Here is a 25,669-nt window from a genome sequence, read left to right as displayed (position 1 = left end):
TTTGATGAAGCGGCTATTTTTCCTAATTGTTGAAGAAGATAACTAACACATACACCTTGGAGGTTGCAAACGATGTCACCATTTATAGCTGAGATTGTAGGAACAGCAATGCTGATTTTATTAGGTAACGGAGTAGTAGCAGGCGTTTTGCTTAAGAAGTCAAAAGCAGAAAATTCAGGTTGGATCGTCATTACATTAGCATGGGGACTTGCGGTAGCTGTATCGGCATACGCTGTCGGCGGCTTTAGCGGAGCTCACTTAAATCCTGCCTTAACGATAGGACTTGCAGTAGCAGGGCAATTCGAATGGAATCAAGTAGCTACTTATATTACTGGTCAAATGATTGGTGCAATTCTTGGTTCAGTACTTGTATGGTTGCACTACTTGCCGCATTGGAAAGCAACGGAAGACAAAGATTTGAAATTGGCAGTATTCGCAACTGCTCCAGCAATTCGTAGTGTCGGTGCTAACTTGATGAGTGAAATTATCGGAACGTTCGTCCTAGTACTTGGAATTATGGCAATCGGTGCTAACACAGTTGCAGACGGATTAGGCCCACTTATCGTAGGTGCTTTAATTGTTGTTATCGGTCTATCTCTTGGTGGAACTACAGGTTATGCAATCAACCCAGCACGTGATTTGGGTCCTCGTATTGCACATTTCTTGCTCCCGATTCATGGAAAAGGTTCTTCCGATTGGGGTTATGCATTTGTTCCTGTAGTAGGACCAATTATTGGTGGTATTCTTGCAGCTTTATTCTATACAAACGTATTCGGCGTATAATTGGGATATATTAACCTTTGGAGGTCATTCACATGGAAAAAAAATATGTACTTTCACTAGACCAAGGAACAACTAGCTCACGCGCTATTCTATATGATCGGGATGGCAATGTTGTTGGCTCAGCACAAAAGGAAATCACTCAGTTCTATCCTAAAGCAGGTTGGGTTGAACATGATGCAATGGAAATTTGGGGTACGCAAAGCGGTGTTGCTCGTGAAGTTCTAGAAACAGCTAGCATTAGTCCTCAAGAAATCGTTGCAATCGGCATCACGAACCAAAGGGAAACAACCATTGTATGGGACAAGCACACAGGCAAACCCGTACACAATGCAATCGTATGGCAAGACAGAAGAACAGCAGAAATTTGTGATGATCTGAAAGCAAGAGGTCTTGAAACGTATATCCGCGAAATCAGTGGTCTTGTAGTAGATGCTTACTTCTCAGGTACGAAAGTAAAATGGATTCTCGATAACGTCGAAGGTGCAAGAGAAAGAGCAGAACGTGGAGACCTATTGTTCGGAACTGTAGACACATGGCTTATTTGGAAAATGACGCGTGGACAAGTCCATGCAACTGACTATTCCAATGCTTCACGCACAATGCTTTACAACATTATGGATCTTCGTTGGGATGAAAAGATGCTTCAAGAATTGGGCATTCCGGCTTCCATGTTGCCTGAGGTTAAACCTTCTGTAGGTCATTATGGCGTTACAGATCCACAAACATTCGGCGGTGCTGAAATTCCGATTGCCGGTGTAGCTGGTGACCAGCAGGCAGCGTTGTTCGGACAAACGTGCTTCGAATCCGGTATGGCGAAAAACACATACGGAACTGGCTGTTTCATGCTTATGAACACGGGTGAGAAAGCTGTTGCTTCAAAATCCGGCTTGCTTACGACGATTGCATGGGGAATGGACGGCAAGGTTGAGTATGCTTTGGAAGGCAGTATTTTCATCGCAGGTGCAGCTATTCAATGGCTACGTGACGGACTTAAGTTGATCGATTCGGCTTCGGATTCCGAATATTATGCAAGCAAAGTAAAAGATACTGACGGCGTTTATGTTGTTCCAGCTTTTGCAGGACTAGGCGCTCCTTATTGGGATATGTACGCTCGCGGCGCGATGTTCGGTATGACTCGCGGTACGAAAAAAGAGCATATTGTACGTGCAACGCTCAACTCACTTGCTTACCAAACAAAAGATGTACTTGGCGCAATGGAGAGCGATTCCGGTCTTACGCTGCAAGCACTTCGCGTTGATGGCGGAGCAACGGCTAATAACCTGCTTATGCAATTCCAAGCTGATATCTTAGATGTACCTGTTCAACGTCCAGCGGCTGCTGAGTCAACTGCTCTTGGTGCAGCTTACATGGCGGGTATTGCTCTTGGCTTCTGGAAGAAAGAAGACCTTGCAAAGAAAGCAGCAAGCGCAACAACCTTTAAGCCTAAGATGGATGAAGAATCCCGCAACAAGCTTTATAAGGGTTGGAAGAAAGCTGTGAAACGTACGCTTGAATGGGAAAAAGATGACGAGTAGATCCTATAGACTGCATCCGCACACCATGTTACACTAATGACAAGTAAATAGAATGTGACGGAGAATGTGAGATCCACACCATTTAGTATCCTTTTTTAGACGGGGTACTGAGGGGTGTGGATTTTTTGTTGTTCTGTTACCGCCAAACCAAGGAATAAGTAATTTTGGGATGGGGAAAATAAGCAACGGAAGAAGGGATTTTATTATGACTAAACAATTTTCCAGCATCGACAGAAACGATGTATTGGATAGAAGCAATGGACAACAGGTTGACCTGCTCGTTATCGGCGGAGGAATTACGGGAAGTGGTATCGCTCTAGATGCTGCTGATCGCGGCATGAACGTTTTACTCGTTGAGATGCAAGATTATGCAGCTGGAACATCAAGCCGTTCGACAAAGCTTGTTCATGGTGGACTTCGTTATTTGAAAAACTTTGAAGTTAAAGTAGTAGCTGAGGTTGGTAAAGAGCGTGCAATCGTTTATGAAAACGGACCACATGTTACGAAGCCAGAATGGATGCTTCTTCCTATCTATAAGGGTGGAACGTTCGGTTATTACTCAACTTCAATCGGTCTACGTGTATACGACTTCCTAGCAGGCGTGAAACGCGTCGAGCGTCGTAAGATGCTTAACTTGTCGGAAACGTTGAAACGAGAACCTCTACTAAAGAAAAATGATCTTAAAGGCAGCGGTTACTACGTTGAATATCGTACGGATGATGCAAGACTAACCATTGAAGTTCTTAAACGTGCGGTTGACTTCGGTGCGACTGCAATCAACTATGCAAAAGTAGAACGGTTTATTTACGAAAATCAGAAAGTTGTCGGTGCAACAATTGTTGATCAGCTAACTGGTAAGTCCGTTGACGTATTTGCAAAACAAATCGTTAATGCAACCGGTCCTTGGGTTGATGATATTCGCAGAAAAGACAACTCAAGAAAAGGGAAGCAGCTCCGCCTTACTAAAGGTGTTCACCTTGTCATTGATGGTAGCAGATTTCCGCTTAAACAAGCGATTTATTTCGATACGCCAGATAAGCGTATGATGTTTGCTATTCCGCGTAACGGTAAAACGTATGTCGGAACGACGGACACATTCTATGATGGGGATACAGCTAATCCGAAAATGTCTAATGAAGATCGTACCTACATCATTAAGGCGATCAATGACATGTTCCCAGAAACACGTATTACCGAGAAGGACATCGAATCAAGCTGGGCTGGACTTCGTCCACTTATCTTTGAAGAAGGTAAAGATCCGTCCGAAATTTCTCGTAAAGATGAAATTTGGCAATCCGACTCTGGTTTGATCACAATTGCAGGCGGTAAACTTACGGGATACCGTAAAATGGCTGAACTAGTTGTTGACCTAGTGGCGAAGAAGATCACAGCGCAACATGATGTTCAATTCCGTGCTTGCCAATCGATCAACATTCCGATTTCCGGCGGTGACGTAGGCGGATCAACGAAATTCAAACAATTTGTAGCAGACAAGACGCTTCAAGCTGAACAATTTGGACTTGACCGAACAAGCGGAGAGATGCTCGCTGAAATGTATGGCTCCAATATCGATACTATTTTCAAAATTGCTCAAACGGTAGATAAAGCAGACGCTGCTAAATATGGCTTGCCACTGGATCTCTATCTCATGTTGCTTTACTCTATCCAATATGAAATGGCTGTTAAACCAGTTGACTTCTTGATTCGCCGTACAGGTGCAGTATTATTTAATATTGACCTTGTTAAAGAATTTAAAGACGAAGTGATCAACTGCATGAAACACTTGCTAAGTTGGGATGAAGAGACGACAAGCAAATATTCAGCTGAGCTTGACCAACAGCTTTTGGATTCCGTTAATCCGTCGATATAATTGTAAGTAAGCACATATCGATTGAGGAGGACAAAAAGTGATCATAAAAGATTTGGTCATTCCGGCAATCAGAGGTTTCAAGGAATTAGAGAAGGCACTGGAGGCACCACAAGAAGTAATCTTTCTGCTCGAAGGCGAGCTGATTCATTTACAAAGCATTGTGGATAGTGTCAAACGGGCGAACAAAAAGATCTTTCTGCACCTCGATATGGTAAAAGGGATTAAGGATGATGAAGCATCTATTCATTATTTATCGAAGGTCATTAAGATTGATGGCATTATCAGTACACGAACTTCCTCGCTTATTAATGCGAAGAAGCACGGGCTTGGTGCTATTCAGCGGGGTTTCCTAATTGATTCCCATTCGCTCCAAACGATTATTAATTCGGCGGCGCAAATAAAGCCAGACTACATCGAAATATTGCCTAGCTATTCTCATCCTAAGCTGCAGACGGTGAAGAAGGAAACGGGTGTAGACATTATACTCGGCGGGTTTATCGAAAAGAAAGAAAATTTGCCCACTCTATATGAAGCAGGCGCTTCCGCCATTTCAACTAGCCGAGTTGAGTTGTGGCGATAAAGAGATTGGTTTGATCATGCGACAGAAAAAAGATGAAGAGCAAATGTGCTCCTCATCTTTTTTTGTAAATTAGCAGAAGCATTCTGGCTCAGCATTGTTCTCTGCCACTGGAGCGCTTGCTCTTTCATAAGCCGCAATTGCCTGTACGCCGTGGCTCAAGATAGCACCTGAACGAGTAGATGCGGCAACCATAATCGCTTCAACGATTTCTTCCATCGTGCCCCCAAGTCCCTTAAACCTACGTACATGTACATCAATACAATACGGACAGCCTGTCACATGTGCGACGGCGATTGCGATTAGCTCCTTAGTCTTGAGAGGGATCGCATTTGTTTCTTGATACAACTTATGTTCAAATGCTAGAAATGCGGTAGCCGCTTCGGGAGCAAGCTTTACTAGCAGCGGAATACGGGATAGATCCGATGCTTGATAGTAGGAGGATTTCGTCATCTGTTCAGCCTCCTTAACGAGTTGCACCGCATGTTGACTTGCCGAGCATGCGGTACATCATACAGATTCCGATTGATCCCGTTAATACCAGCGGAATTCCAAGCAACCCCACCCATTTCCAACCGCTTTCTAGTAATGGTAATAAAGACAAGAGAGCTAAACCTCCAACAACTCTAATGACTCGTTCCATCATTCCAACATTTTTCAAACGTATCAGCCTCCATCGTATATGGTAGTGTATGAATGCCTTCCCATTGTACGAATGCAAGCGCCCGCCTACAGTGACTTCATCACTTAAGCACGGTAACAATCCTCTTCAGTTCCTCGGTACGAATATGACGAATAGAACCCCGGCCGATCTCCAACACCCCTCGCTGTTCAAGCTCTTTCAGCGTTCGGCTAACCACTTCACGGGCTGTGCCTAGCTCCGATGCCAGTTGCTCATGCGTTATGCTCAACTTATCGTCACAGCCCGCTGATAGCCTTTGCAGCACCAGCTCAGCCACCCGAACTTCCATCGGCTTAAAGGCAATATCATCAATTAAATCAGTTACACCAACCATTCTTTTTATAAACAGCTTGTAGATGTATTGATTTAACGTGGGATAGTTGGACATCCATCGTTTAAACAAATCCACTGGCAGTAACAATAACACGGTATCTTCCTCAATTGCCGCCGTCGCTTCATAAGGTGTCTCACCTAAGATGCTTGCCATCATCACTACGCACACTTCACCTTGGCGTACACGGTATAACGTTAGTTCACGGCCAGTTGCTCCGACTTTGTAGATGCGTACCGTACCGCTTAGCACGAATGCCGCATGTTCAAATAGATGACCTTCAGCAATTGCTATGCTCGGCGGGACTCTTACAATCGATAGGCCTCTATTCTCCCAATCGGACGTAGAAACGTTTTTAAAACAGGGAAAAGTGCGTACAATATCGTCAAGTCGACTTGATAGTTGGTTATTCATATGGCCTCCATTGATATAATTTCAAAAGTTACAACGATTTTTCACCTGTGTTTATATCCCTGTACACTTTCTCCTGATGAAAATATAAGATAAAATATGTTAGATAATATGAAAACGCTTTTTATGAGAAAGATGGTTAATCTATGAAAAAATTATTATTAATAGCCTTCAGCCTAACTTTATAATTTGTGTTTACGTCTTGTAGTCAACCTGTTACTAATGAAGTGTGGCTACCATCGTTAAATGAAGCGATTGAACACGGTTTGAAGATTGAAGAGGTGAGCTTACTCCTAACACAAGAGTATCAAAATACTCATTATGTATTAGTTAAAGACAAAGCGGACTCATTCGCTCTGGCGAAAGTTATTAAAAATAGCAAAGGTTACTTGTGGGAGAGAATAACGTTATACTTAGGCACACCTTCTTATGTAATGTTTGAACATACAACGGAAGCTGGAGAGAAACTTCCTATAATTATAGGGAAAACAGCAGATGAAACTGCAAAAAAAGTTAAACTTGTAAGTAGTTTAACGTCAGAAGTTTTAGATGTGCATAATGGCTACTATATTGGATTCAATCTTCCACTCAACGGTCATGCATACACAGTAAGTGCTATTAAGTAATATGTATCATGACCTATTCACTTCGAGATAAATTTTGTTAAAGATCTGGTTTCTTTGATTTATACCTAAGAGCCACATAAACTATCTGTTACCATGAAGTGCATTGATCATATACTAGAATACTAGACAAGATAAGCATGAATAAAGCATTAATCGCCATAATAGGCTTATGCTTAGCACGGAATAAATGGGCATGGATTGCTCCAATCATAAGTACTGCCAATAGAAGTGCACTCACTTTCAGCAATGCTGGGACCCAAATAGCTATAACGAGACCTACTACACCTAAGAGCTCAAGTGTTGCGATCACGAACATTAACCATAACGGATAACGATACTCTTTCCAATGCTCAATCATCGATTTGGCTTGAGCAAATTTCATTGTAGCTGATATCGTGAACATAACGATCAATACAATCTGACCTATTAATAAGTAAATCAAAACTAGTCATCTCCTTCATCTCTATATAAGGGTAACAATACTTGAAACCAATTATAGATCGATGTATCATTCACATGATGTAGCCCAGACTACACTTATTGAAGAAATGAGTGATTTACTCTGAATAAGATCAAATACTTATCAAGAATTAACATATTTCACGTATTAGATCCTTCTGTCCTCCAAAGTATCGTAGACCATATTCCGATAGAACCTATTAGAAAAGGTGCGATTATCGCCTCCCCGCATAAAGAGGAACAAATGCTGTACCTCGTGAAGTCAGGTGCTGTCCGTCTGTATACGACTACTGCTGAAGGCAAGGAGCTTACACTTGATATCCTTGCTGCCGGTCATCTTTTTGGAGAAATAGGCTCACTAGTTACAGACAGCAACATATATGCCGTTACATTGGAAGATTCGGTCATTTGTACGATGGAATACGAGCAGTTCAAATTGATCCTTCGTCAGAACCCAGAGATAGCGATTGCTTTTATAGAATTAATGTCAAAAAGAGTGCAGGAAGTTGAACAATTTCTAGAGCATATGGCTTATAGCAGTGTTAGGAAGCGCCTTCTCTTCCTGCTATACAAGCTCTCGGAAAAGTTTGGTGAACCGCCAATGGGGGAAGCTGCCGCACGAGAGAAGTCCGAGTGGGTTCAGCTTAATATAGAACTGACACATCAGGAATTGGCTAGCATGACGGGCAATATTCGAGAAACGATCACCGAAACTTTAAATGTGTTAACCGCGGAGGGCATATTAGAAAAATCAGGACCTCGCAAACCTCTTTTAATCAATACCGCTCGTTTAAAAGGAGCGTTAGAGGTGTAATTACTACCTAACAACAAAAAGATGAAGAGCTTAGTCGCTCTTCATCTTTTTTGCATTCTTATTTAAATGTCAAATACTCAACTGCAGACGTTTTCTGAATAAATAGGATACCGTCATACTGCTCGCTTGGCACGAATGGCTCCTCAATGAGTCCCCAATACATCCCGTTTCGGATCGAATCTTTCCAGCTCTTATTATGTTGAATAGTTAAATCAACGAAAGAATACGGGTAACCTGATTTTTTCAAAATAGCTTCCAAGCTTGTTGGACTATGCTTTGAGTTAACTGGCATAGGTGTACCATCATTTCCTGCCGTTTCACCTTCGTACATAAATTGACCGATAACATAAGTCTGTTTCTTAATTCTTGATGGCATAAGCTCCGTCATGTTCGGAACAGAACCACCTGCATATGGATGAATCTGAACAAGAGATTCGATTGACGAATTATTTTTACGAATATGGTAGTTGTGGCCCCATACAATGATTTTTTCGTCTTTGTAGATATTATCAATCAACCAAGTTAATGTACTTGCCATCATTTCATCACGCAAGTAAGCCATATTCTCTCTTAAGTTAGTTGAGACTACGTAATTTTCCATTGTAAGATTGTTATAAGCAACTTGGTGCTTAAGAACGTTTTGGATCATATAAATGCGGTCTTCGATTACACGGTTCATTATCGGCATGATTGTTTTATTACCAGGGAATGCAGCTTGAAGCGCAACTTGATGTTTGTTGAGGAAAGTCTGAATTTCTGTATAGCCAACTAATAAATCTGCGTAGTCTTTATCCCAATTGGCTTTGTCCCAGTCCATGTTGAAATAAATATCCGTCAACTTGCCCTCTAAAGTACGAGCTTTCTCTGCAAAACTCGTATCGATTGGTTCAAACCATGTTTTCATAAAACGACCATAACCGTTATTTGGCTGCATATCAAATCCAGTAAGAATCAGCGGCTTCTTTGCTTCTGATTGTTGCTTAATGTAAGTGTACAAAGGAATCATTTCTTTTGTATGCCATACTGGATAAATCGATTTACGCAATGATTCTTCAGGTGTTAACTTTGAGATTTCAGCGTAAGTTCCACTTGCATCTCCTAGCCCTGACTCAAAGGCAATAACGTTAAAGCCCATTTCCTTATGTAAAAATTGCGACAATCTTACTTTTGATTTATTAAACTCCGCAGCACCATGTGAGCTTTCACCTAGCATAACGACTCTTTTATCTGCCAGCACTTTTTTGAGAAATTGTAAATCCTCGAACTTATCATTAGCCTTAACATCAATCGATTTGATCGATGTCGCCTTTACGCTCACTTGTTGTGTAGTTGCAGGAGCAGTAGGTGTTGTGTGTTTAGTTGCATAGATTTGTGCTGGTGCGAGACAAATCGAAGAGACAATTGCGCATACCGCGCTAAATTTAATTAGTTTCCCTAGTGTAGGTTTCATCGTTATATGTCCTTTCTATTAAACAGATATACTGTCAAGTAATAGGAAGCAATAAATAATGTTAAAACTCCGGCTGCAATAATTAGCAAGATTGAATCTCCATTGCTGCCATTCTCATTAGCCAGATTTATATAATAAGCTGTGGGATTGGCAAACATAATTAAGGCAATAAGGAATACAGCATTAATAATGGTGGCTCCCTTTTTACTAAACGCGTAAAAGAGTGGCATAAAGATAGAGATTAAACCAAGTAATATTACAATTGTTATCAATATAGATACAATCGAATAAGTTGGCTTGTTGATTTCTGGCACATATAATTCAATAAACTTGTGAATTCCATAAGATGCACTAACCCCAATCAATGTATAAATGATCGCAACTGTATATTTGGCTTGCACAATATGTTTGCGATTAACGGGCAAAGAGACGAGAAATTTATGATTATTATTTTTGATATCGATCATCATAGCGCTCATAATGGAACCATTAGCTGCATAGATTGCAACAAAATAAAATGAAAAATCCGATTGTGGTACAAATGCGAGACTGAATACCGCGAGAAAAAATAGAAATAACCATTGTGTGCTTTTTAAAACGATAAAGTCTTTACGAAGTAAATTTAACATGCTCCGGACCACCTTTCGCAGTGAAATACATAATGTCCTCAAGCGATGGTTTCTCGAGCAGAGCGTAATCACCGAACAGCTCCGCTGCCTTCTTCCGATCAGCAACTAACCCTTCAAAACCGACTGCTGTTTCACGAACCCCTACAAATTGACGTCGAATATCTGGATCAAGCAATTCCTTGCCACCTTTGACGATGGAATAACGCCCAAGCACATCATCTTTTACATCACTAAACACAATTTGACCTCGATTCACGAATGTAATATAGTCTGCTATTCGATCCAAATCCGTTGTAATGTGAGTGGAGAATATAATAGATTTTTGTTCGTCTTGAATAATATCAGCTAATATATCTAATAGTTCTCTACGGAATACAGGATCAAGTCCCGACGTAGGTTCATCCATAATCAGAAGCTCAGCTTCATGAGACAGTGCAATCGCGAGAGAAAACTTCACTTTCATCCCTTTGGACAGATCTCCAACCTTCTTCTTAGGTGATAACTCGAATTGATCGAGACAATTCCTGAATTTCGTTTCGTCCCACTTTCGGTAGAAGGGCGCAATTATTCTCTTCGTATCCTCAATCGTTAGATGCTCATAATAGTAGCAATCATCCGATACAATACCGATCCGTTGCTTAAGCTCTACTTCATGCTTTGGCATATCCATTCCAAAGAGTTGAATGCTTCCTGATTTTGGACGGACGATGCCAAGTATCATATTGATCAACGTACTCTTACCGGCACCATTTGCCCCGATAAGTCCGGTAATAAAGCCTTTTTTAATATCAAGGGATACATCCTTAATTGAAAACTCCAGGTAGGATTTACTTACATTCCTCACTTCTATTACATTCATCGTAATTGTTCCTCCTCGAACAATAGACGTAGATGATTCAGCAAATCGCTTTCACTCATACCTAAATCTTTACTTTCTCGGATGATCTCGACTATTTTTTCCTCTAGTAGTTTCATGCGCTGCTCCCGTATAAATGTTTTATTGGCACCTGATACGAATGAACCTTTACCAACAACTGAATCGATAAGCTTTTCCTTCTCTAGCTCTTCATACGCTCGTTTCGTTGTAATAACACTAACTTGCAAGTCCTTAGCTAGCTGACGAATAGAGGGAAGGGTATCTCCTGCATTCAATTGTCCGTTTAATATGTTATGTCTGATCTGATTCACAATCTGAGTGTAAATTGGATCTTCCGATGCGTGTGAAATGATAATATCCATCTTTCAACTCCCTTTTAGCCATTCACCAAAGTAAATATTGTATATGTATAATATATACACTATGATCAGACGTGTCAATAGTTAGGAGAAAACAAAAAACCGCCCTCCACCTAGCCAATTAGGCTAAACAAAGAACGGTTTGCTTTTAAATGAAATTCACTATGCTCACTTCATTCTGCTCATATAACTTAAGGAACAACGACTGTAATTGGATCACTCAGAACGGTGCCGAATGGGTTGATCAGTTCCACTTGGTAAGTGTATGTTCCAGATGGGCGTTTGAAAAACCATCCCCATGATTGTCCCAGTGCAGTACCATTTTCCTCGAAAATACTCAGAATAACTTCTGTACCATTTTCAAATATACGACCGGAAGTAGCAGCATTACCGCTCCAAATGTTCCAGTTAACAGTGAATTCACCTTTGCTGTACAGTTGGTTATCGTTAATCGTTACCGTTGGTTTAGTAGGTGCACCTGTTGCTGAGGTAGATACTTGTTGAATGGAATTAGACGATGTTGTACCACATGCGTTTTTTGCAATAATGCCGAATGAATACCCAATATAACCATTTCGTAAGTTAGTGACTGTATAGCTTGTTGATTGGAGGTCTTGTACAGCATAAGGAGCACGTGGCGAGTAGAAAACATCATAGGAGACCGCTCCTGCGGACGGCGTCCAGTTAAGCGCCATTGAATGATTGCCTGGTGACGCAGTTAATGTAAAGGCACCTGGTTTCTCACAAGTACTCGAAGTTGACTCCGCGCTTGCAGCGCCTACTAGGGATAAGAATATGGCAGCGGACAGACTTACAGTAAATAGTTTCTTTCTAAGTTTCATCGTTTCTCTCTCCTAATATAGTGATAGTTACTAGATATAGGAGTACTCCCGTACGTGTTACATAAGATTGGACGTCCAACCTCATAATAGCAATAACTATAATTTATGTCAAAAGTAAACAGGTAGTGCTCTCGTACTAAATATAATACAAAATCTGCGCTGTAATGCCCTATTGCAGCACTAGATTAGATGACAAGTTATTTGTCGAAATAATACAGTAGGCTAATCCATTTACGTTACTTCTCGATCAGTTGTGGCCTTACTACATGGAGTCGTTCCATACTTTATATGAAATATGATCTTATTGTTTATCCTTTATTGGCACTGCTGAACTTCCTCCAAACTGATAACGGTAAACGACAATCGCGACAATGACCAGCATGGACAATACGGCAAAGATATTGCTGTATACTTCTCCAGCTTCGTTCATCATCAACGGATTGATTCGCGCAGAAGTTGAACCTGCGTCGAGCATTTTCCCAATTAGACTCATCGCAATCGCACCCGAAATGAAATTGACCATCGATAACATGCCCATGCCTACTCCTGTCTCTTCCTTGGCTAGTGTCCGCGAAACAGTATTCGACATTGCGATCTGCATAAACGTTTGACCTACATTACCCAAAATAAGGATAGTTGCGATAAGAAACACGGATATCCCTACAAATGTAGAAAGAAGGGAAAAACACAAGAATATTAGAAGAGAAGAGATAAAAACAAGACGATAATTCCCTCGTTTGTCGGCTAGCTTACCACCAATACGACCCATAATTGCGGAAGCAAGAGCAGCCGGAACTAAAATAAAGCCAATATTTCCAGAAGATAATCCATTTAATGATGACAAAAATTGAGGTGTTATAAAAGTCATACTAAAACTCATTGCAGTTGTAAGAAATGCAAGCGATAATCCGATGGCAAAGTTTTTATTACGAAATAGGCTTGGCTTTATAAATGGTTCGGAAGCCGTTCGAATTCGAATGATGAACAGTACGAGTAAAACACTTCCTCCGAGTGCAAACCACCCATTAGCCCCCGTAATCGCTAGCAATATGAGAGCAACAGTACCAGCAAGCAACCCGCCGCCAAGGATATCAATACTTCCTACCTTCCCTTTTGCGTTGTCTAAATACTTTCTAAAGAACGGAAGTGTCAGTAATGGCAGCAATGAAATGACAAACATCCATCTCCAATTGCCCACGCTTGTAATTAATCCCGCAACCACTGGCCCCAGAGCGCTGCCTAGCGCTAAACCAATAGCTGAAGTGCCAAGCGCCCGCCCCCTCTTCTCGGGAGCAAAATAACGGATTGGAATAATCATAGCCGTTGCAGGAAGTACGGATGCACCCGCAGCCTGAACGACACGCCCTGCAATAACGAGCCAATAATCAGAAGCAACCAAACCTAGCAACGAGCCAATAGCAAAAATAATTAGTCCAAACGACAATAGATCCTTTAAACGATATTTATCTGCCAGCTTGCCCATCACGATAGCACCAACTGCATAAACGACCATATAGCTGGTCATTATCCAGCTTACTTGTGAAGGTACAAGATTAAACTCTTTACCGATCTCAGGAAGAGCGACGTTAAACATAGTGCCGTTCATCACTGAAAATATTAAAGTAACGACAAGTACTCGCAGCAGCTTATCGGCGTTTTTGGATGACGAATCAGTCATACTCGGTATCTCCTTTCATTTACATTGTGGAATACATGAGGAAAGTCAAAACTAAAGCTAATGTTAATAACAATATGGCTCCGACCATTTGGCTAAAAGAATCTTTTACACGAATATGGGACAGAACAGCACCTAACATCATGCACGAAATCCATAAACCCGCAAAAAACAGTGCTCCCTCATTCCAAAAACCAATGACAAGACCAGCGACCCCGATCAAAGCTACAATTCCTGTTACAACCCTGAACCATTGTGGAAGTCCTAAATGTTTAAAGCTCTCTACTTGCATTTTGGCACCTGCCAGTTTACTGAGTCCCGCAAATAAAAAGGCAATAATCAATAAGCATTGAAGAATAAGTGTTACTATAATCATGTAATCCCTCCGTTGTTGTTTTAAAATGTGACCATAAAGCTTATAATGAACACGACATATAGAGAGTGAACTCTTTATGAGTTTTATATATAGTGAGGTTGCTCACTAAATTTAGAATATATAGTTATGTCCACAATGTCAAGGAGGTGCTCACGTCAATGAATTCCAATAATACTGCTGCAATAGACGTCATTCATGTATTAGTAAGGTCGACTCACGCACTTCAACGGGAGTTTCAATCACGGTTATCCGCTCATAACTTACCTTATCAAGTGTCAGGTCCAAGGCTTCGCCTTTTATCCATCGTTTCAGAATCAGGCCCTATGCGTATGAACGAAATAGCCGCTAGCTTAGGAGTAAAAGCGCGTACCGTTACAGATTTTATCGATGCTCTTGAAGCGGATAAACTCCTCGTTCGTATTCCTGATCCGACAGATAGACGTGCAACACTTATACAACTTACCGAGCTCGCACAGAACACTTTAGACCAAGCACTCGTCTTTCAAGCCCAAATTGCAGAAGATTTGCTTGGACATTTTTCACCTGAGCAACGTGAGCAGTTTTACGATCTTCTCCAAATACTGATGAAAAATAATGATATGACTAATGCATGTTTAGAAGATTAAAATGAAAAAGACAAGGAGCCACTTTTTCTAAAAGTTGTCCCTAGTCTTTTCATCTTTTTTCCCCTTTGATCAGTGAAAGGCTTTCTTAACTTAATCCTTCAAACTAAAGCCTTATCGATACAAAAAAAGCTTCCTGCCAGCACATGAAGTGCGGCAAGAAGCTCTCACCTATAAATCCTTCCAAATATAAAACCCAAGCCACTTGCCTTCAAATACATCTTTATCATCCAGATTGTGCAGTGGACCAAGGCCAAGTTCGAAATCTTTATTTCGTTCAAAATAATCGGCAGACAGCAATATCACCGACATCTTCTCTACGCTTTCTCCCGGCTTTAACTCATCTTTCACTATCGGGGCAAGCTGATTAGAAGCAAGGATACCGACTTCAGGATCATTCAGTTCGAGTGACACATTCAAGCTATTCACATTAATCGTTTCTGTTGACTTATTCGTCACGCTGTATTTAACCGTTAAAGCGATAATCCCTTTATCACCATATCCAGTGAACAGCTTTTGATAGGCTGACTCAATCGTTAGCTTTGCCCACTGATAACCTTCTAATGTAAATTCAATCCCCGCTAGCTCTTTCTTATCATTCGGCTGATGGGAGAAAAGAATTTCCTTCTTCGCGATCTTCTCTGTCGTTAGCAAATCTTCATATGGTTTTTCTTCTTTTGGCTCTGTTCCGGGCTTGCTAGGTTTTCCATTTGTACCATCCGCTTCTTCAAGCAAATAGTCACGCCCACCAATACGCAACATATTAACGTCAGGCTGCTCCGGTAAAAAGAAGAGCTGTTGTTTCGATGTTCCTTCCGAATACTTCAGTAACAAGGAATAGTTAACTATCGTATACGTACCCGATTTCTTCGAATCAGAGCTTCCTATTACAGAAACGCCTGAATCGTCTCCTTGGTCTGTGACATCGGCTGTAACACCTTTGAAACTACTATCATGGAAAGTACCGTCTTTTTTGAATGTGTATGTTGTGGAGGTTGTAAGCGTAGCGCCTTGCTGAGAAGACATGTAGCTGGTCGATTCATATTTGCCCTCTAGTCTCTTTGTAGCCGATGGCAAAAACTTCGTATATTTCTCTCCGTTAATCTCAACTGAATCGGCGTTAAGCTTATAAGAATAGGTCTTCCCATTGCTCAACACGATCGTATTACCTTTGATTTCATAGGTTAAACATTTATGTTTGCTACAATCTAACGCATCGATCCCGCCGTCAGGGAATTCCGTTGCTACCTGTTTATCATTGACGAAGTAATAATAATCCCAGCACAACGTGCCGCAGTAAGTTAAACCGATCAAGTCGACTTCCCATTTTGCATAAAAGCCATTAGGCTTCCCCTTAATAACAATTGGAGCACCTTTGTTTACTTCTTTTTGTGCCGTAGCTTTCGAAATACCTGTTAGCTTAATGAACGCTTCACTGTAAATACTTATTGTCTGCTGCGCTTTGTTCCAACCGACAACTGCACCTGTAGCTTCTCCAACAAAACGAAGCGGTACCATCGTGTGACCATTTACTTTTACTCCTGGGCTCGCTAACGTTACTGACTTTCCATTAACTTTTGCTGTTTTGCTGTTAAGTGTCAGTGAAAAGGTTTGTCCTTCTTTTTTGCCGCTTACTGTTTTCGTTTTGTCGTCCCACAAAACCTCGATTCCAAGTGATTCAAACAATGGGCGCAACTGTACGAGTGTCGTACCATTTTTCAAAATAGGATCATTCGTAAACTTGACTAGTTGTTTGTCCGTGTACACTTCAATACGCTTGCTCTGCGCACCTTCAGCGGACTGCGCCACAAGTAGCGACGAAACCACGAGCATAATAAAGCTCACAATAGATATAATTCCTTTATTATCTCTGATCACTAACAATGTAAAAACCTCTCCTTCCATCGTGTTTAGATCCTTACATTTAGGCTATCGATTCGCATAATTTAGGGCAATAGGCCTCTCGAATGAAATACATTCATTCACCACTTCAATTGTATTTTTTGCCGAGAGTAAATAGTCCTACAGGATTTTCGCTAAAAAATTTGGATTCAGAGTATAATAGAGAGGAATACAATAAACGCGCGGTGGAAGTCAGTATGTATACATATTTGAATAAAGCGTAGAAGAGGTCAAAGATGAATAAGAATCATTTTGCAGAGTATGGGTTAAGTGAAGAAATCGTTAGAGCATTAACTAGCTTGGGTTATGAGACGCCAACTGAAGTTCAGACACAGGTCATTCCTGTTGCACTTGAGAAAAAGGACCTTGTCGTGAAATCGCAAACAGGAAGCGGCAAAACAGCCGCTTATGGTATTCCGCTATGCGAAAATGTAGATTGGAATGAAAATAAACCGCAAGCTTTAATTCTTACACCAACTCGTGAGCTTGCCGTACAAGTTAACGAAGATCTTACCAATATCGGTCGCTTTAAGCGCATCAAATCAACGCCTCTTTATGGCAAACATCCTTTTCATATGCAAAAAGCTGAGTTAAAACAAAGAACACATATGGTTGTTGGTACGCCTGGACGTGTGCACGACCACATTGAACGCGGTACACTTTCGTTAGAGCGAATTGCTTATCTCGTTATTGACGAAGCAGATGAGATGTTGAATATGGGCTTTATTGAGCAAGTTCAATCGATCATTAAGGCGCTGCCTAAGAATAGAGTTACGATGTTATTCTCTGCTACGTTCCCAGAAGATGTAGCTAAGTTGTCACGTCAATATATGGACAATCCTACTCAAATTGAGATCAAAGCAAGCGGTCTAACGACAGCGACAATCGAACACTCTCTCATTCAGACAAAAGAGACGGAAAAGCTGGCATTGCTTCAAAATGTACTCATTGTTGAAAATCCAGATAGCTGTATCGTTTTCTGCCGGACACAGGAGCATGTTGATAAATTGTTTAGAGAAATGGCTAATCTTGATTACCCATGTGATCGCATTCACGGCGGCATGGAGCAGGAAGAGCGTTTCGAGGTTATGACTGCATTCAGACGTGGACAATTCCGTTACTTAATTGCAACAGATGTGGCCGCTAGAGGAATCGATATTAACAATATTACTCATGTTATAAACTATGATATTCCGCTTGAGAAGGAAAGTTATGTGCATCGTACTGGACGTACTGGACGTGCAGGCAAGACAGGTAAAGCCATTACTTTCGTCACGCAAAATGATGGCAGACGTCTAGCCGATATTGAATCTTATATCGGATTTGAAATTACGAAAGTAAAAGCTCCTTCTGATGAGGCTGTAGATCGTCGCAGAGAAGAATTTGAACAGAAACAACAGCTTGGTCCTGAACTGAAAAAGGATAAGCGCGAGCAATTGAACAAACAAATTATGAAGCTTAACTTTAACGGCGGCAAGAAAAAGAAGTTTAGGGCAGTAGATTTTGTCGGAACGATTGCTAAGCTTGATGGTGTTAACGCCGACGATATTGGCATCATTACGATTCTCGATCATGTAACAGATGTCGAGATTCTAAATGGCAAAGGTTCACTTGTACTTGAACTGATGAAAAATACGACGGTAAAAGGCAAGCAGTTAAAAGTACGTAGAGGTAATAAAAACTAATAAAACTTTCAGAAGGTTGGACTTGGCATTGTTGCTGAGACCAACCTTTTTCTTATTCGTATCAAAAAGAGAGCTGTCATTAAGCGGTTTTCAAAAAAATAAACATGAAACTTGTTCATCCTCAAAGTTTGAAAGGAGCGATTAGTTTATGACTGACATCATTCAACCTGTGAAAATATCTTTTAAATCCGGGGGAAGGGAACAGGGGTGATTTAGCGGTAATGGCTAGCTCAGATGCTAAAAAAACGATTGATGTCATGACAAGCAAACATTGGCACAACGTCGTTGCTCCTCGTGCCCTCTTAGAGATGATGAGGTACAAACCAAGTAATAGCGCCCACCTCATTAAAATTCCTGTACTGGTTTCTATGGCGGCATACTTCCTGTACTGGTTTCTATGGCGGCATACGATCAAGAAACGGTTGGTAACTTAACACAAGAAATCGTAAAAAACATTCCAAATGTAACTCTCAAAAGCTATCCGGTTACCCACTTCGATTTCTACCGCCCTGACATACGAGAGCAAGTGGTAGCTGATCAAATAGCGTTTTTGGATGAGGCGTTAAGATTTGGTAAAGATAAATCTAGTGAAACTGGACAAAAATCTATACATTAAACCGCTACTTGTTTCAGAAGATCGCGACAACTATCCTGACAACCACCGAAAATTTAGTGGCGACCACCAGAAATTACCTTAAATTTCCTTGAACCCCCAGTTGCCCAGTGTTATACTTTCTTAGTCATACAATACTTTACATTTCTAAAGTGAATTTGAGGTGAAAAACAACTATGAAAAATAGAAACGTAACAGGTATTGTATTGGCCGTAATTTATTGTATTGTCCTTTTTAAGATTTTAACTGATTCCCCCCCTGGTGAAGCTCCAAATAATCCGCTATGGGCATACACAATGATTCCACTTGGAGCTATTGCAATTACCTCTCTCTTTGATTATGTGATCAAGTTCGATTTGTTCGATTTCTTCAAAAAAAAGAAATAGAAAAAAAGAAAGAATAAATGGAGGATAACAATGATAAACTTAAAAGTTGCTAACACATTTATTGCAGCACTTCTGCTCTCTACATCTATTTCAATTCCAGCCTTCGCTCAGGATCGGGAAAATTCACCATCTTCTTTGCCAGTATCACAAATGGGTCAAGCTGTAAGTCTCTCAGACTTAGTTAAAAGCACAACCAGTAATTCTGTCACTTTTACAGATGGTTCTACATTAGATCAATACGACAATTACTATATTGCAACAGATTCAAATGGAGAAGAGTTCAAAATCACAAAAGTAGATGATAATAAAGTAAAGTATGAAAACCTGCAAACTGGTGAAGTGAATTATGCAATTAAAGAAGTTGAACCCATGCAAGAAAAACTCAAACTCTCTGCACAGGCATCATCAGAAGGTTTTGTATATAAAGGAGCGGAAAAAAATTCGACTGAGATACAATATGCCACTGCTTCTTTAATAGCAGGTATACTTGCTTCCTTTATAGGCGGACCTGCAACTGGAAAATTTTTAGGAGTACTTGTAAGCATTGGCGGTTATTATCTTTCTCTTGAAGCACCAAGAGCCTATTGGATAGAAAAAACATACACTAAAACAGTAAAGCACAGTGATTTTTCTGCGACTTTAACCATTAGGAAAGACTTCCACTATTATCGATATCATGATTATACTGAATTTATTAATACTGTTTCGACAATTCAAATGTGCCAACCTTATGGTTGTGGTGCAGTAGAAGAATATACTAATTAAATCTTTGTCTATTTGATGATCTGGTAGAAACAAAAAATACCGCCAATAGGCGGTATTTTTTGTTTCTATTTAAAGGCTCAATAAGAACGGATTCAAATTCTATCACCTTTTTCTTAGACTTCCTTTTTCTTATCCTTCTTAATAGATTAGTAGAAATCTTTGCTATTTTCGGGTTAAGACCCGCTTCTCTCTACCTCTTCAGATTAGTCCTTAATACGGCACTCATGAAGAGGAACGACGCGTGTCCGATACTTCACTTTGTACCCGATAAAGATCATTATAAATAACGGAAGTCCAATATATGTGGCAATCAGCCCATACACATTGACGTTCCCTTCACGGAACATGGAGTAACCTTGTCCGATGATGACGATCATACAAACGATAAAAGCTACGATCGGTCCAAACGGGAACCATTTTGCCCGATAAGGAAGCTCGTCCAAACTGTAGCCCTGAACTATGAATGCTCTGCGGAAACGGTAATGACTAATCGCAATGCCAAGCCAAGTAATAAATCCGCACATGCCTGAAGCGTTAAGCAACCACATGTAGACTACACCTTCCCCAAACAAGGAGGCGAAGAAAGCTAACATTCCAATCGCGGCAGTAACGGCTAGTGCTGCAACTGGAATACCGCGCCCATTGAGAAGTTGGAGCCAGCGTGGAGCTTTACCCTCCTTAGCAAGCACCCATAACATACGAGTCGATGCATACAGGCCAGAACTACCTGCTGACAATACCGATGTTAAAATAATCGCGTTCATTACTGAAGCCGCGAAAGCGAAGCCCGCCTTTTCAAAAACAATCGTAAATGGACTGACCGCAATATTCGTGATATCCGCATTCAGCAACAACGGGTCCGAATATGAGATCAATGTACCGATTACGAAGATAGACAGAATATAGAACAACAAGATGCGCCAAAAAATTTGTTTAACTGCTTTAGGTACATTTTTTGCTGGGTCTTCACTTTCCCCCGCTGTAACGCCGATGAGTTCAGTTCCTTGGAACGAGAAGCCTGCGGTCATAAATACACCGAGTAGCGCCATAAAGCCGCCATTAAACGGTGCAGCACCTGCTGTTAGATTGCTGAAACCTGCGTTGTTATCGCCCATAATGCCTAGAATCATCATAATACCGACAACAATAAAGATGAGAACCGTTGCCACCTTGATCATGGAGAACCAATACTCTGACTCGCCGAATGCCTGAACGGATAAATAGTTAATGAACACAATAATACAGAGAAACAAAGCGCTCCAAAGCAGCGAAGACGACTCGGGCAGCCAATATTTTACGATTAGACTCGCAGCCGAAATTTCAGCAGCAATTGTAATCGCCCAGTTAAACCAATAGTTCCAGCCAAGCGCGAAGCCAAGTGCTGGATCAACAAATTTTCCTGCGTATGTGCTGAATGAGCCTGATACAGGCATGTAGGCAGCCATCTCTCCAAGACTAGTCATTAGAAAATAAACCATAAATCCAATTGCCGCATATGCGACTAGCGCCCCTCCAGGTCCTGCCGTATGTATCGCTCCGCCACTAGCAAGGAATAACCCTGTTCCTATAGATCCGCCAAGCGAAATCATCGTCAAATGGCGGGATTTTAATCCACGTACTAATTGCCCATCTCCTTGTTGCTTCTGCTCTGTCTGGTTGCTCATCTTGTCCTGCTACTTCCTCTCTAAACCTTAACATTATCTATTTTATAATTCCCCCAAAATCTGCAAATCACAACATGGATGCTAATTAAATTGCTAAAAAATTGATGCCCGATTTTCGGCGACGCGAAATATAAGGAAGCTCTATAATAAAAATATAATCTTAAGACTAGGACGTGTTACTATGATCCCGGCTAAACAAAATGAGGAATATTACAAAGCTCTAATAGAAAAAAACACGGAGTATGAAGGTATCTTCTATGTCGGAGTGAAGACTACAGGTGTATTTTGCCGCCCAACTTGTCCAGCACGTAAGCCAAAGTTCGAAAACTGTGAGTTCTATGGAAATGCGCAGCAAGCTCTACTCGCCTCCTACCGCCCATGTCAGCGATGCCGTCCGTTATCTCATCCGAATCATGTTTCAGACACTATTCGCGTCCTTGTTGAGGCAGTAGAAAATAATCCTGAAAAACGTTGGACGGAACAAGACTTCAAGCAACTATCGGTCGATGAATCAACTGCTCGGCGCCAATTCAAAAAGAGATTCGGTATGACTTTTGTAGAATACGCACGAGCACGGCGTATGGGTCTTGCCCTCAAAACCATTAGAGGCGGTCAAACGGTCATAGATACTCAGCTTTCCATTGGTTATGAATCCAGTAGTGGCTTTAGGGATGCATTCTCTCGCATTATGGGGGCAGCACCTAATCGGCTTGAGCAAGGCAACGTTCTACATGCTTCGTGGATCGATACTCGTCTAGGTCCTATGATTGCTATTGGCGATGATCATGCACTTCAGCTCCTGGAATTTGTAGATCGGCGGGGTTTGGAACGTGAAGTAGAACGACTTAGAATACGGACAAAAGCGGCCATTATCCCAGGGATGACGGAGCCAATTCGATCTATTGAAGCGGAATTGACCCAATACTTTGACGGTACACTGACTACCTTTAAGACCCCTATCTGCTTAATAGGGTCACCGTTTCAAAAAAGTGTGTGGGAGCAATTAATGAAAATACCGCCTGGAGAAACTCGTTCTTATCTGGACATTGCCAAATCACTTGGGAAACCTACCGCATTTCGTGCTGTAGCTGGGGCCAATGGGGCGAATCAACTTGCCATCATGGTTCCTTGTCACCGCGTTATTAATACAAATGGCGACTTAGGCGGCTACGGTGGCGGTATCTCCCGCAAAAATTGGCTGTTAACTCATGAGACGTATGTGGGTAAGATGCAGAGCAACGCTCCCCTTTAAACACTAGATCGATTTCAAAATAATAGCAGTCTTGTGGGGCAAATCGAGCCTAAGCAGATGCTCTGGTATTGCCCTTTTCGAAGTTAACATATGAATTTCGGAGATCCGATACTGTTCAGCTTGGCGGAGGAGAATCTTATGAGTCTTACCAAGAGTGAACTCGCACTGATTGCCATCTCTTAATAGGGACGCTCCCTTAAAAATAGCCGCATATTTCATGATCCACTCCTCAAGCTCAGGTACCTCTATAACTAACTTATCTATGCCAAGCGCACCATTGTTATGGGTTATTTCATACTCAGTACATATGACAGCGGGATTATAGGCGCTCATTAAAAAAGGCAGCTTAACTTCTTGTGGCATCGCCATCCACCACTTTTGCTTACTTCCATCAAGCAATCGTTTACTCATATTAATCTTTTTGCCGATGTCGACTCCTGCTTGTATGAGGTCACTTAGATTTTCCTCTGCTTGCTCTAGCGGGATACTGTCCAGTGCGTAGTCATTGAGGCCTTCATCGCTCTTTATGTAAGACATGTATCTGCTTATGAAACCTGAGTGGAGCGGACGAAACAATCTAAGTAAACCTAGTACTAGCTTATCCGGGATACGAACCGGGTTTGGATTGTACAGTTCAAGGAAAGAACCGTCCTTCATGTAAATGAGTGCGTTATGAGCTTTGGCTGGATCTGTACGATAAGTAACGGTGAAACCTGCTTTTTCGTATTCTTTTACGGCTTGATGTAAATGATTGCTTTTAATCAATATATGACCTATCGCAAACCTACTCATGTCCCCGTCCTCCCAAAAATCATATTCCAAATTATTGCGATTACTCAAGCTAACCACATTCTGTGAATAGTTGAAAGATGTTGAAGGTATGCATAAGAAGGATTATTCGTTTTACTTCATCTCTCTTCGAGACCCAAATAAAGGATAAATGCATATTGACTAACAACTAATGAATCGTTATTATATAACCAACGGTTACTAACCAATGGTTACTAATTGTCGATAACAAAACTTAATGAAGAAGGTGAAGCCATGTTTGCAGGGCATTTCGGATTAGCGGCAGGGGTAAAAGCACAAGCGCCTGAGGTTCCTCTTTGGGCACTCATGCTTGGAACACAACTACTTGATGTAGCGTTTATACCTTTATTGCTTTCAGGAGTAGAAACGATAGACGAACACTCGCACGGTGGAGGTTATGGCGGTTTAATTATTCATGCCGATTATACACATTCATTACTTGGAGCTATTATTCTAGCTATCGTTGCTGGGCTCTTGGGCAAACGTTTCTGGGGCAAGCGTGCAGGTTATATTTTGGGAGGAGTCGTCTTCAGCCATTGGATTCTTGATCTTGTGATGCATCGTGCGGATATGCCTTTCCTGCCAGGCAATATTGGTGATTTACCTTTGATTGGACTTGGCGTATGGGAGTTTAAGGGCATTTCAATCGCCTTGGAGATTACTCTGCTTGCAATTGGACTTATTATGTATCTATTTTCTACAAGAAAGAGAACGGAAGGCAAGAACAGAAAAGCTGCTTACCTAGCTTCAGGAGTAATGGGGCTCTTGTTCGCCTTTGCACTTGTCACAGATGTTTTGGGGCTATTTTAAACGGTAATTCTGTAATTGGCAAAGCTGTTTAATTAGAGGAGGCATATTCCATGAGTTTTATCGTGTTTCTGTTGCTGTTTACTATTGTCTGCGGGTATCTTGATGTCCGTATTTCAAAATAACACGCCATTTGACAGGTTGAATAGCGGTAGTTACAATGTCCTTAGCATCGAGGGGGTGTAGCTGCCAGTGACGACTAAACAAAAGCAAAAGTCGGATGAAACGAGAAAAAATATTGTTGAGGCATCGGAAAAGCTATTTGCAAGTAAGGGATATGACACGGTAACGATGCGTGAAATTGCCAAAGAAGCAGGCTGCTCTCATACGACGATCTATATTTACTTCAAAGATAAAGAAGCTCTGCTTACACAACTCTCCATGCCGCCGCTACAAGCTCTCCTACTTACATTTGAAGCGTTTCTAAGCCAAGAACTTCCTGCCGACGACAAATTAAAAGCCATTAGTTTGGCATTTATCGAGTTCTGCTTAGCAAATCGCAATATGTATAATCTCTTTTTCGCTGTAAAATCTGTGCGGGTTGATGATGAAGCACCAGACATGGAGCTAAACCAATTGCGTAATACGATGTTTGGCAAGCTAGTTATAGCGTTACAAAACTGTCTTCAATTAAACGCCAATGATGAACGGGCACTCATGTATTCGCGCATTTATTTTTTCACCCTTAATGGAATTGTCGCTACTTATTCTGACTCTGAGGAATCGGCCAAGGAGCTGATGAACCGACTTACTCCAACTTTCGAACAGTCATCAGAAGTGCTACTTGCCGGATTTAGGCATCAAATCGCTATATATTAGCTTAAGAACATAACCGACTACTGCCCAAACAAATAGCCCTTACTACT

General features: G+C 41.2%; 29 protein-coding genes. 15 read left to right on the top strand and 14 right to left on the bottom strand.

The genetic code is table 11. The features are described from left to right. Positions 1–72 precede the first annotated feature (72 nt). The 4 genes from I6N90_RS17315 to I6N90_RS17300 all read left to right on the top strand — a co-directional run bounded on the left by I6N90_RS17315 (position 73) and on the right by I6N90_RS17300 (position 4,768). A complete protein-coding gene (locus I6N90_RS17315) occupies positions 73–783 on the top strand; it encodes an MIP/aquaporin family protein (RefSeq protein WP_197936879.1) in 711 nt (236 codons plus the stop codon). A 32-nt stretch (positions 784–815) separates the two neighbouring features. Beyond that, the gene (gene glpK, locus I6N90_RS17310) at positions 816–2,318 is read left to right on the top strand and encodes a glycerol kinase GlpK (protein WP_197936878.1); all 1,503 of its coding nucleotides are present in this window, start codon (positions 816–818) and stop codon (positions 2,316–2,318) included. A gap of 205 nt (positions 2,319–2,523) precedes the next feature. Further along, a complete protein-coding gene (locus I6N90_RS17305; RefSeq protein WP_197936877.1) occupies positions 2,524–4,188 on the top strand; it encodes a glycerol-3-phosphate dehydrogenase/oxidase in 1,665 nt (554 codons plus the stop codon). A 37-nt stretch (positions 4,189–4,225) separates the two neighbouring features. Further along, complete coding sequence (locus I6N90_RS17300) at positions 4,226–4,768, top strand: glycerol-3-phosphate responsive antiterminator (protein WP_197936876.1); 543 nt, start codon at positions 4,226–4,228, stop codon at positions 4,766–4,768. A gap of 69 nt (positions 4,769–4,837) precedes the next feature. On the opposite strand, the gene I6N90_RS17295 is transcribed toward I6N90_RS17300, so the two are convergent. The 3 genes from I6N90_RS17295 to I6N90_RS17285 all read right to left on the bottom strand — a co-directional run bounded on the left by I6N90_RS17295 (position 4,838) and on the right by I6N90_RS17285 (position 6,192). Then, positions 4,838–5,218 carry a carboxymuconolactone decarboxylase family protein gene (locus tag I6N90_RS17295; RefSeq protein ID WP_197936875.1) on the bottom strand — a complete coding sequence of 127 codons (381 nt, stop codon included), beginning with the start codon at positions 5,216–5,218 and terminating at the stop codon, positions 4,838–4,840. 13 nt (positions 5,219–5,231) lie between these two features. Continuing rightward, positions 5,232–5,426 carry a YgaP family membrane protein gene (locus tag I6N90_RS17290; RefSeq protein ID WP_197936874.1) on the bottom strand — a complete coding sequence of 65 codons (195 nt, stop codon included), beginning with the start codon at positions 5,424–5,426 and terminating at the stop codon, positions 5,232–5,234. A gap of 82 nt (positions 5,427–5,508) precedes the next feature. Next, entirely contained in the window at positions 5,509–6,192 is a 684-nt protein-coding gene (locus I6N90_RS17285; RefSeq protein ID WP_197936873.1) for a Crp/Fnr family transcriptional regulator, read from the bottom strand. Positions 6,193–6,380: 188 nt separating this feature from the next. On the opposite strand from I6N90_RS17285, the gene I6N90_RS17280 reads away from it, so the two are divergent. Then, a complete protein-coding gene (locus I6N90_RS17280) occupies positions 6,381–6,815 on the top strand; it encodes a hypothetical protein (RefSeq protein ID WP_197936872.1) in 435 nt (144 codons plus the stop codon). Positions 6,816–6,903: 88 nt separating this feature from the next. On the opposite strand, the gene I6N90_RS17275 is transcribed toward I6N90_RS17280, so the two are convergent. Then, positions 6,904–7,257 carry a DoxX family protein gene (locus I6N90_RS17275; RefSeq protein ID WP_269669518.1) on the bottom strand — a complete coding sequence of 118 codons (354 nt, stop codon included), beginning with the start codon at positions 7,255–7,257 and terminating at the stop codon, positions 6,904–6,906. A 273-nt stretch (positions 7,258–7,530) separates the two neighbouring features. Here I6N90_RS17275 and I6N90_RS17270 point away from each other — a divergent pair, with 273 nt between their 5' ends. Beyond that, the gene (locus I6N90_RS17270) at positions 7,531–8,088 is read left to right on the top strand and encodes a Crp/Fnr family transcriptional regulator (protein WP_442950965.1); all 558 of its coding nucleotides are present in this window, start codon (positions 7,531–7,533) and stop codon (positions 8,086–8,088) included. Positions 8,089–8,146: 58 nt separating this feature from the next. On the opposite strand, the gene I6N90_RS17265 is transcribed toward I6N90_RS17270, so the two are convergent. From I6N90_RS17265 to I6N90_RS17235, 7 genes are all read right to left on the bottom strand, one after another. Continuing rightward, on the bottom strand, positions 8,147–9,538 hold the full coding sequence (locus tag I6N90_RS17265) for an erythromycin esterase family protein (protein ID WP_197936871.1): 1,392 nt from the start codon (positions 9,536–9,538) through the stop codon (positions 8,147–8,149). A gap of 2 nt (positions 9,539–9,540) precedes the next feature. After that, complete coding sequence (locus I6N90_RS17260; RefSeq protein WP_197936870.1) at positions 9,541–10,167, bottom strand: ABC-2 transporter permease; 627 nt, start codon at positions 10,165–10,167, stop codon at positions 9,541–9,543. Then, entirely contained in the window at positions 10,148–11,026 is an 879-nt protein-coding gene (locus I6N90_RS17255; RefSeq protein WP_197936869.1) for an ABC transporter ATP-binding protein, read from the bottom strand. Before I6N90_RS17255 ends, I6N90_RS17260 begins: the two co-directional genes overlap by 20 nt. Continuing rightward, positions 11,023–11,406 carry a GntR family transcriptional regulator gene (locus I6N90_RS17250; RefSeq protein WP_197936868.1) on the bottom strand — a complete coding sequence of 128 codons (384 nt, stop codon included), beginning with the start codon at positions 11,404–11,406 and terminating at the stop codon, positions 11,023–11,025. The genes I6N90_RS17255 and I6N90_RS17250 overlap by 4 nt, the downstream gene beginning before the upstream one ends. Positions 11,407–11,594: 188 nt before the next feature. Beyond that, entirely contained in the window at positions 11,595–12,245 is a 651-nt protein-coding gene (locus I6N90_RS17245; RefSeq protein ID WP_197936867.1) for a chitinase N-terminal domain-containing protein, read from the bottom strand. A 301-nt stretch (positions 12,246–12,546) separates the two neighbouring features. Further along, the gene (locus I6N90_RS17240) at positions 12,547–13,923 is read right to left on the bottom strand and encodes an MFS transporter (protein WP_197936866.1); all 1,377 of its coding nucleotides are present in this window, start codon (positions 13,921–13,923) and stop codon (positions 12,547–12,549) included. Positions 13,924–13,942: 19 nt separating this feature from the next. After that, the gene (locus I6N90_RS17235) at positions 13,943–14,296 is read right to left on the bottom strand and encodes a DoxX family protein (protein ID WP_197936865.1); all 354 of its coding nucleotides are present in this window, start codon (positions 14,294–14,296) and stop codon (positions 13,943–13,945) included. Between the two features lie 158 nt (positions 14,297–14,454). Between I6N90_RS17235 and I6N90_RS17230 the strand changes: the two genes are divergently transcribed. Beyond that, entirely contained in the window at positions 14,455–14,922 is a 468-nt protein-coding gene (locus I6N90_RS17230) for a MarR family winged helix-turn-helix transcriptional regulator (RefSeq protein ID WP_197936864.1), read from the top strand. A gap of 168 nt (positions 14,923–15,090) precedes the next feature. On the opposite strand, the gene I6N90_RS17225 is transcribed toward I6N90_RS17230, so the two are convergent. Then, on the bottom strand, positions 15,091–16,797 hold the full coding sequence (locus I6N90_RS17225; protein WP_332262474.1) for a stalk domain-containing protein: 1,707 nt from the start codon (positions 16,795–16,797) through the stop codon (positions 15,091–15,093). 260 nt (positions 16,798–17,057) lie between these two features. Between I6N90_RS17225 and I6N90_RS17220 the strand changes: the two genes are divergently transcribed. The 5 genes from I6N90_RS17220 to I6N90_RS17200 all read left to right on the top strand — a co-directional run bounded on the left by I6N90_RS17220 (position 17,058) and on the right by I6N90_RS17200 (position 20,270). Continuing rightward, entirely contained in the window at positions 17,058–18,506 is a 1,449-nt protein-coding gene (locus I6N90_RS17220; protein WP_197936862.1) for a DEAD/DEAH box helicase, read from the top strand. A 221-nt stretch (positions 18,507–18,727) separates the two neighbouring features. After that, a complete protein-coding gene (locus tag I6N90_RS17215) occupies positions 18,728–18,940 on the top strand; it encodes a hypothetical protein (RefSeq protein WP_197936861.1) in 213 nt (70 codons plus the stop codon). Beyond that, entirely contained in the window at positions 18,904–19,122 is a 219-nt protein-coding gene (locus tag I6N90_RS17210; RefSeq protein ID WP_197936860.1) for a hypothetical protein, read from the top strand. The genes I6N90_RS17215 and I6N90_RS17210 overlap by 37 nt, the downstream gene beginning before the upstream one ends. Before the next feature lie 173 nt (positions 19,123–19,295). After that, positions 19,296–19,505, top strand: coding sequence for a hypothetical protein (locus I6N90_RS17205; protein ID WP_197936859.1), 210 nt, complete (start codon positions 19,296–19,298; stop codon positions 19,503–19,505). 30 nt (positions 19,506–19,535) lie between these two features. Then, the gene (locus I6N90_RS17200; protein WP_197936858.1) at positions 19,536–20,270 is read left to right on the top strand and encodes an adenosine deaminase; all 735 of its coding nucleotides are present in this window, start codon (positions 19,536–19,538) and stop codon (positions 20,268–20,270) included. A 203-nt stretch (positions 20,271–20,473) separates the two neighbouring features. On the opposite strand, the gene I6N90_RS17195 is transcribed toward I6N90_RS17200, so the two are convergent. Then, complete coding sequence (locus I6N90_RS17195) at positions 20,474–21,934, bottom strand: amino acid permease (protein WP_197936857.1); 1,461 nt, start codon at positions 21,932–21,934, stop codon at positions 20,474–20,476. 181 nt (positions 21,935–22,115) lie between these two features. On the opposite strand from I6N90_RS17195, the gene I6N90_RS17190 reads away from it, so the two are divergent. Beyond that, positions 22,116–23,186, top strand: a complete 1,071-nt coding sequence (locus I6N90_RS17190) for a bifunctional transcriptional activator/DNA repair enzyme AdaA (RefSeq protein WP_197936856.1) — start codon at positions 22,116–22,118, stop codon at positions 23,184–23,186. A 3-nt stretch (positions 23,187–23,189) separates the two neighbouring features. On the opposite strand, the gene I6N90_RS17185 is transcribed toward I6N90_RS17190, so the two are convergent. Then, positions 23,190–23,978 carry a VOC family protein gene (locus tag I6N90_RS17185; RefSeq protein ID WP_197936855.1) on the bottom strand — a complete coding sequence of 263 codons (789 nt, stop codon included), beginning with the start codon at positions 23,976–23,978 and terminating at the stop codon, positions 23,190–23,192. Positions 23,979–24,230: 252 nt separating this feature from the next. Here I6N90_RS17185 and I6N90_RS17180 point away from each other — a divergent pair, with 252 nt between their 5' ends. Together I6N90_RS17180 and I6N90_RS17175 are read left to right on the top strand one after the other, a co-directional pair. Continuing rightward, the gene (locus I6N90_RS17180) at positions 24,231–24,806 is read left to right on the top strand and encodes a metal-dependent hydrolase (RefSeq protein ID WP_197936854.1); all 576 of its coding nucleotides are present in this window, start codon (positions 24,231–24,233) and stop codon (positions 24,804–24,806) included. A gap of 189 nt (positions 24,807–24,995) precedes the next feature. Next, a complete protein-coding gene (locus I6N90_RS17175) occupies positions 24,996–25,622 on the top strand; it encodes a TetR/AcrR family transcriptional regulator (RefSeq protein WP_197936853.1) in 627 nt (208 codons plus the stop codon). The last annotated feature ends 47 nt before the right edge of the window (positions 25,623–25,669 follow it).

Origin of the sequence: Paenibacillus sp. GSMTC-2017 (genome assembly GCF_016019935.1) — a bacterium.
Taxonomy (GTDB): Bacteria; Bacillota; Bacilli; order Paenibacillales; family Paenibacillaceae; genus Pristimantibacillus.
The sequence above is the reverse complement of the archived record's forward strand: the minus strand, read 5'-3'. Positions and strand labels throughout refer to the sequence as shown.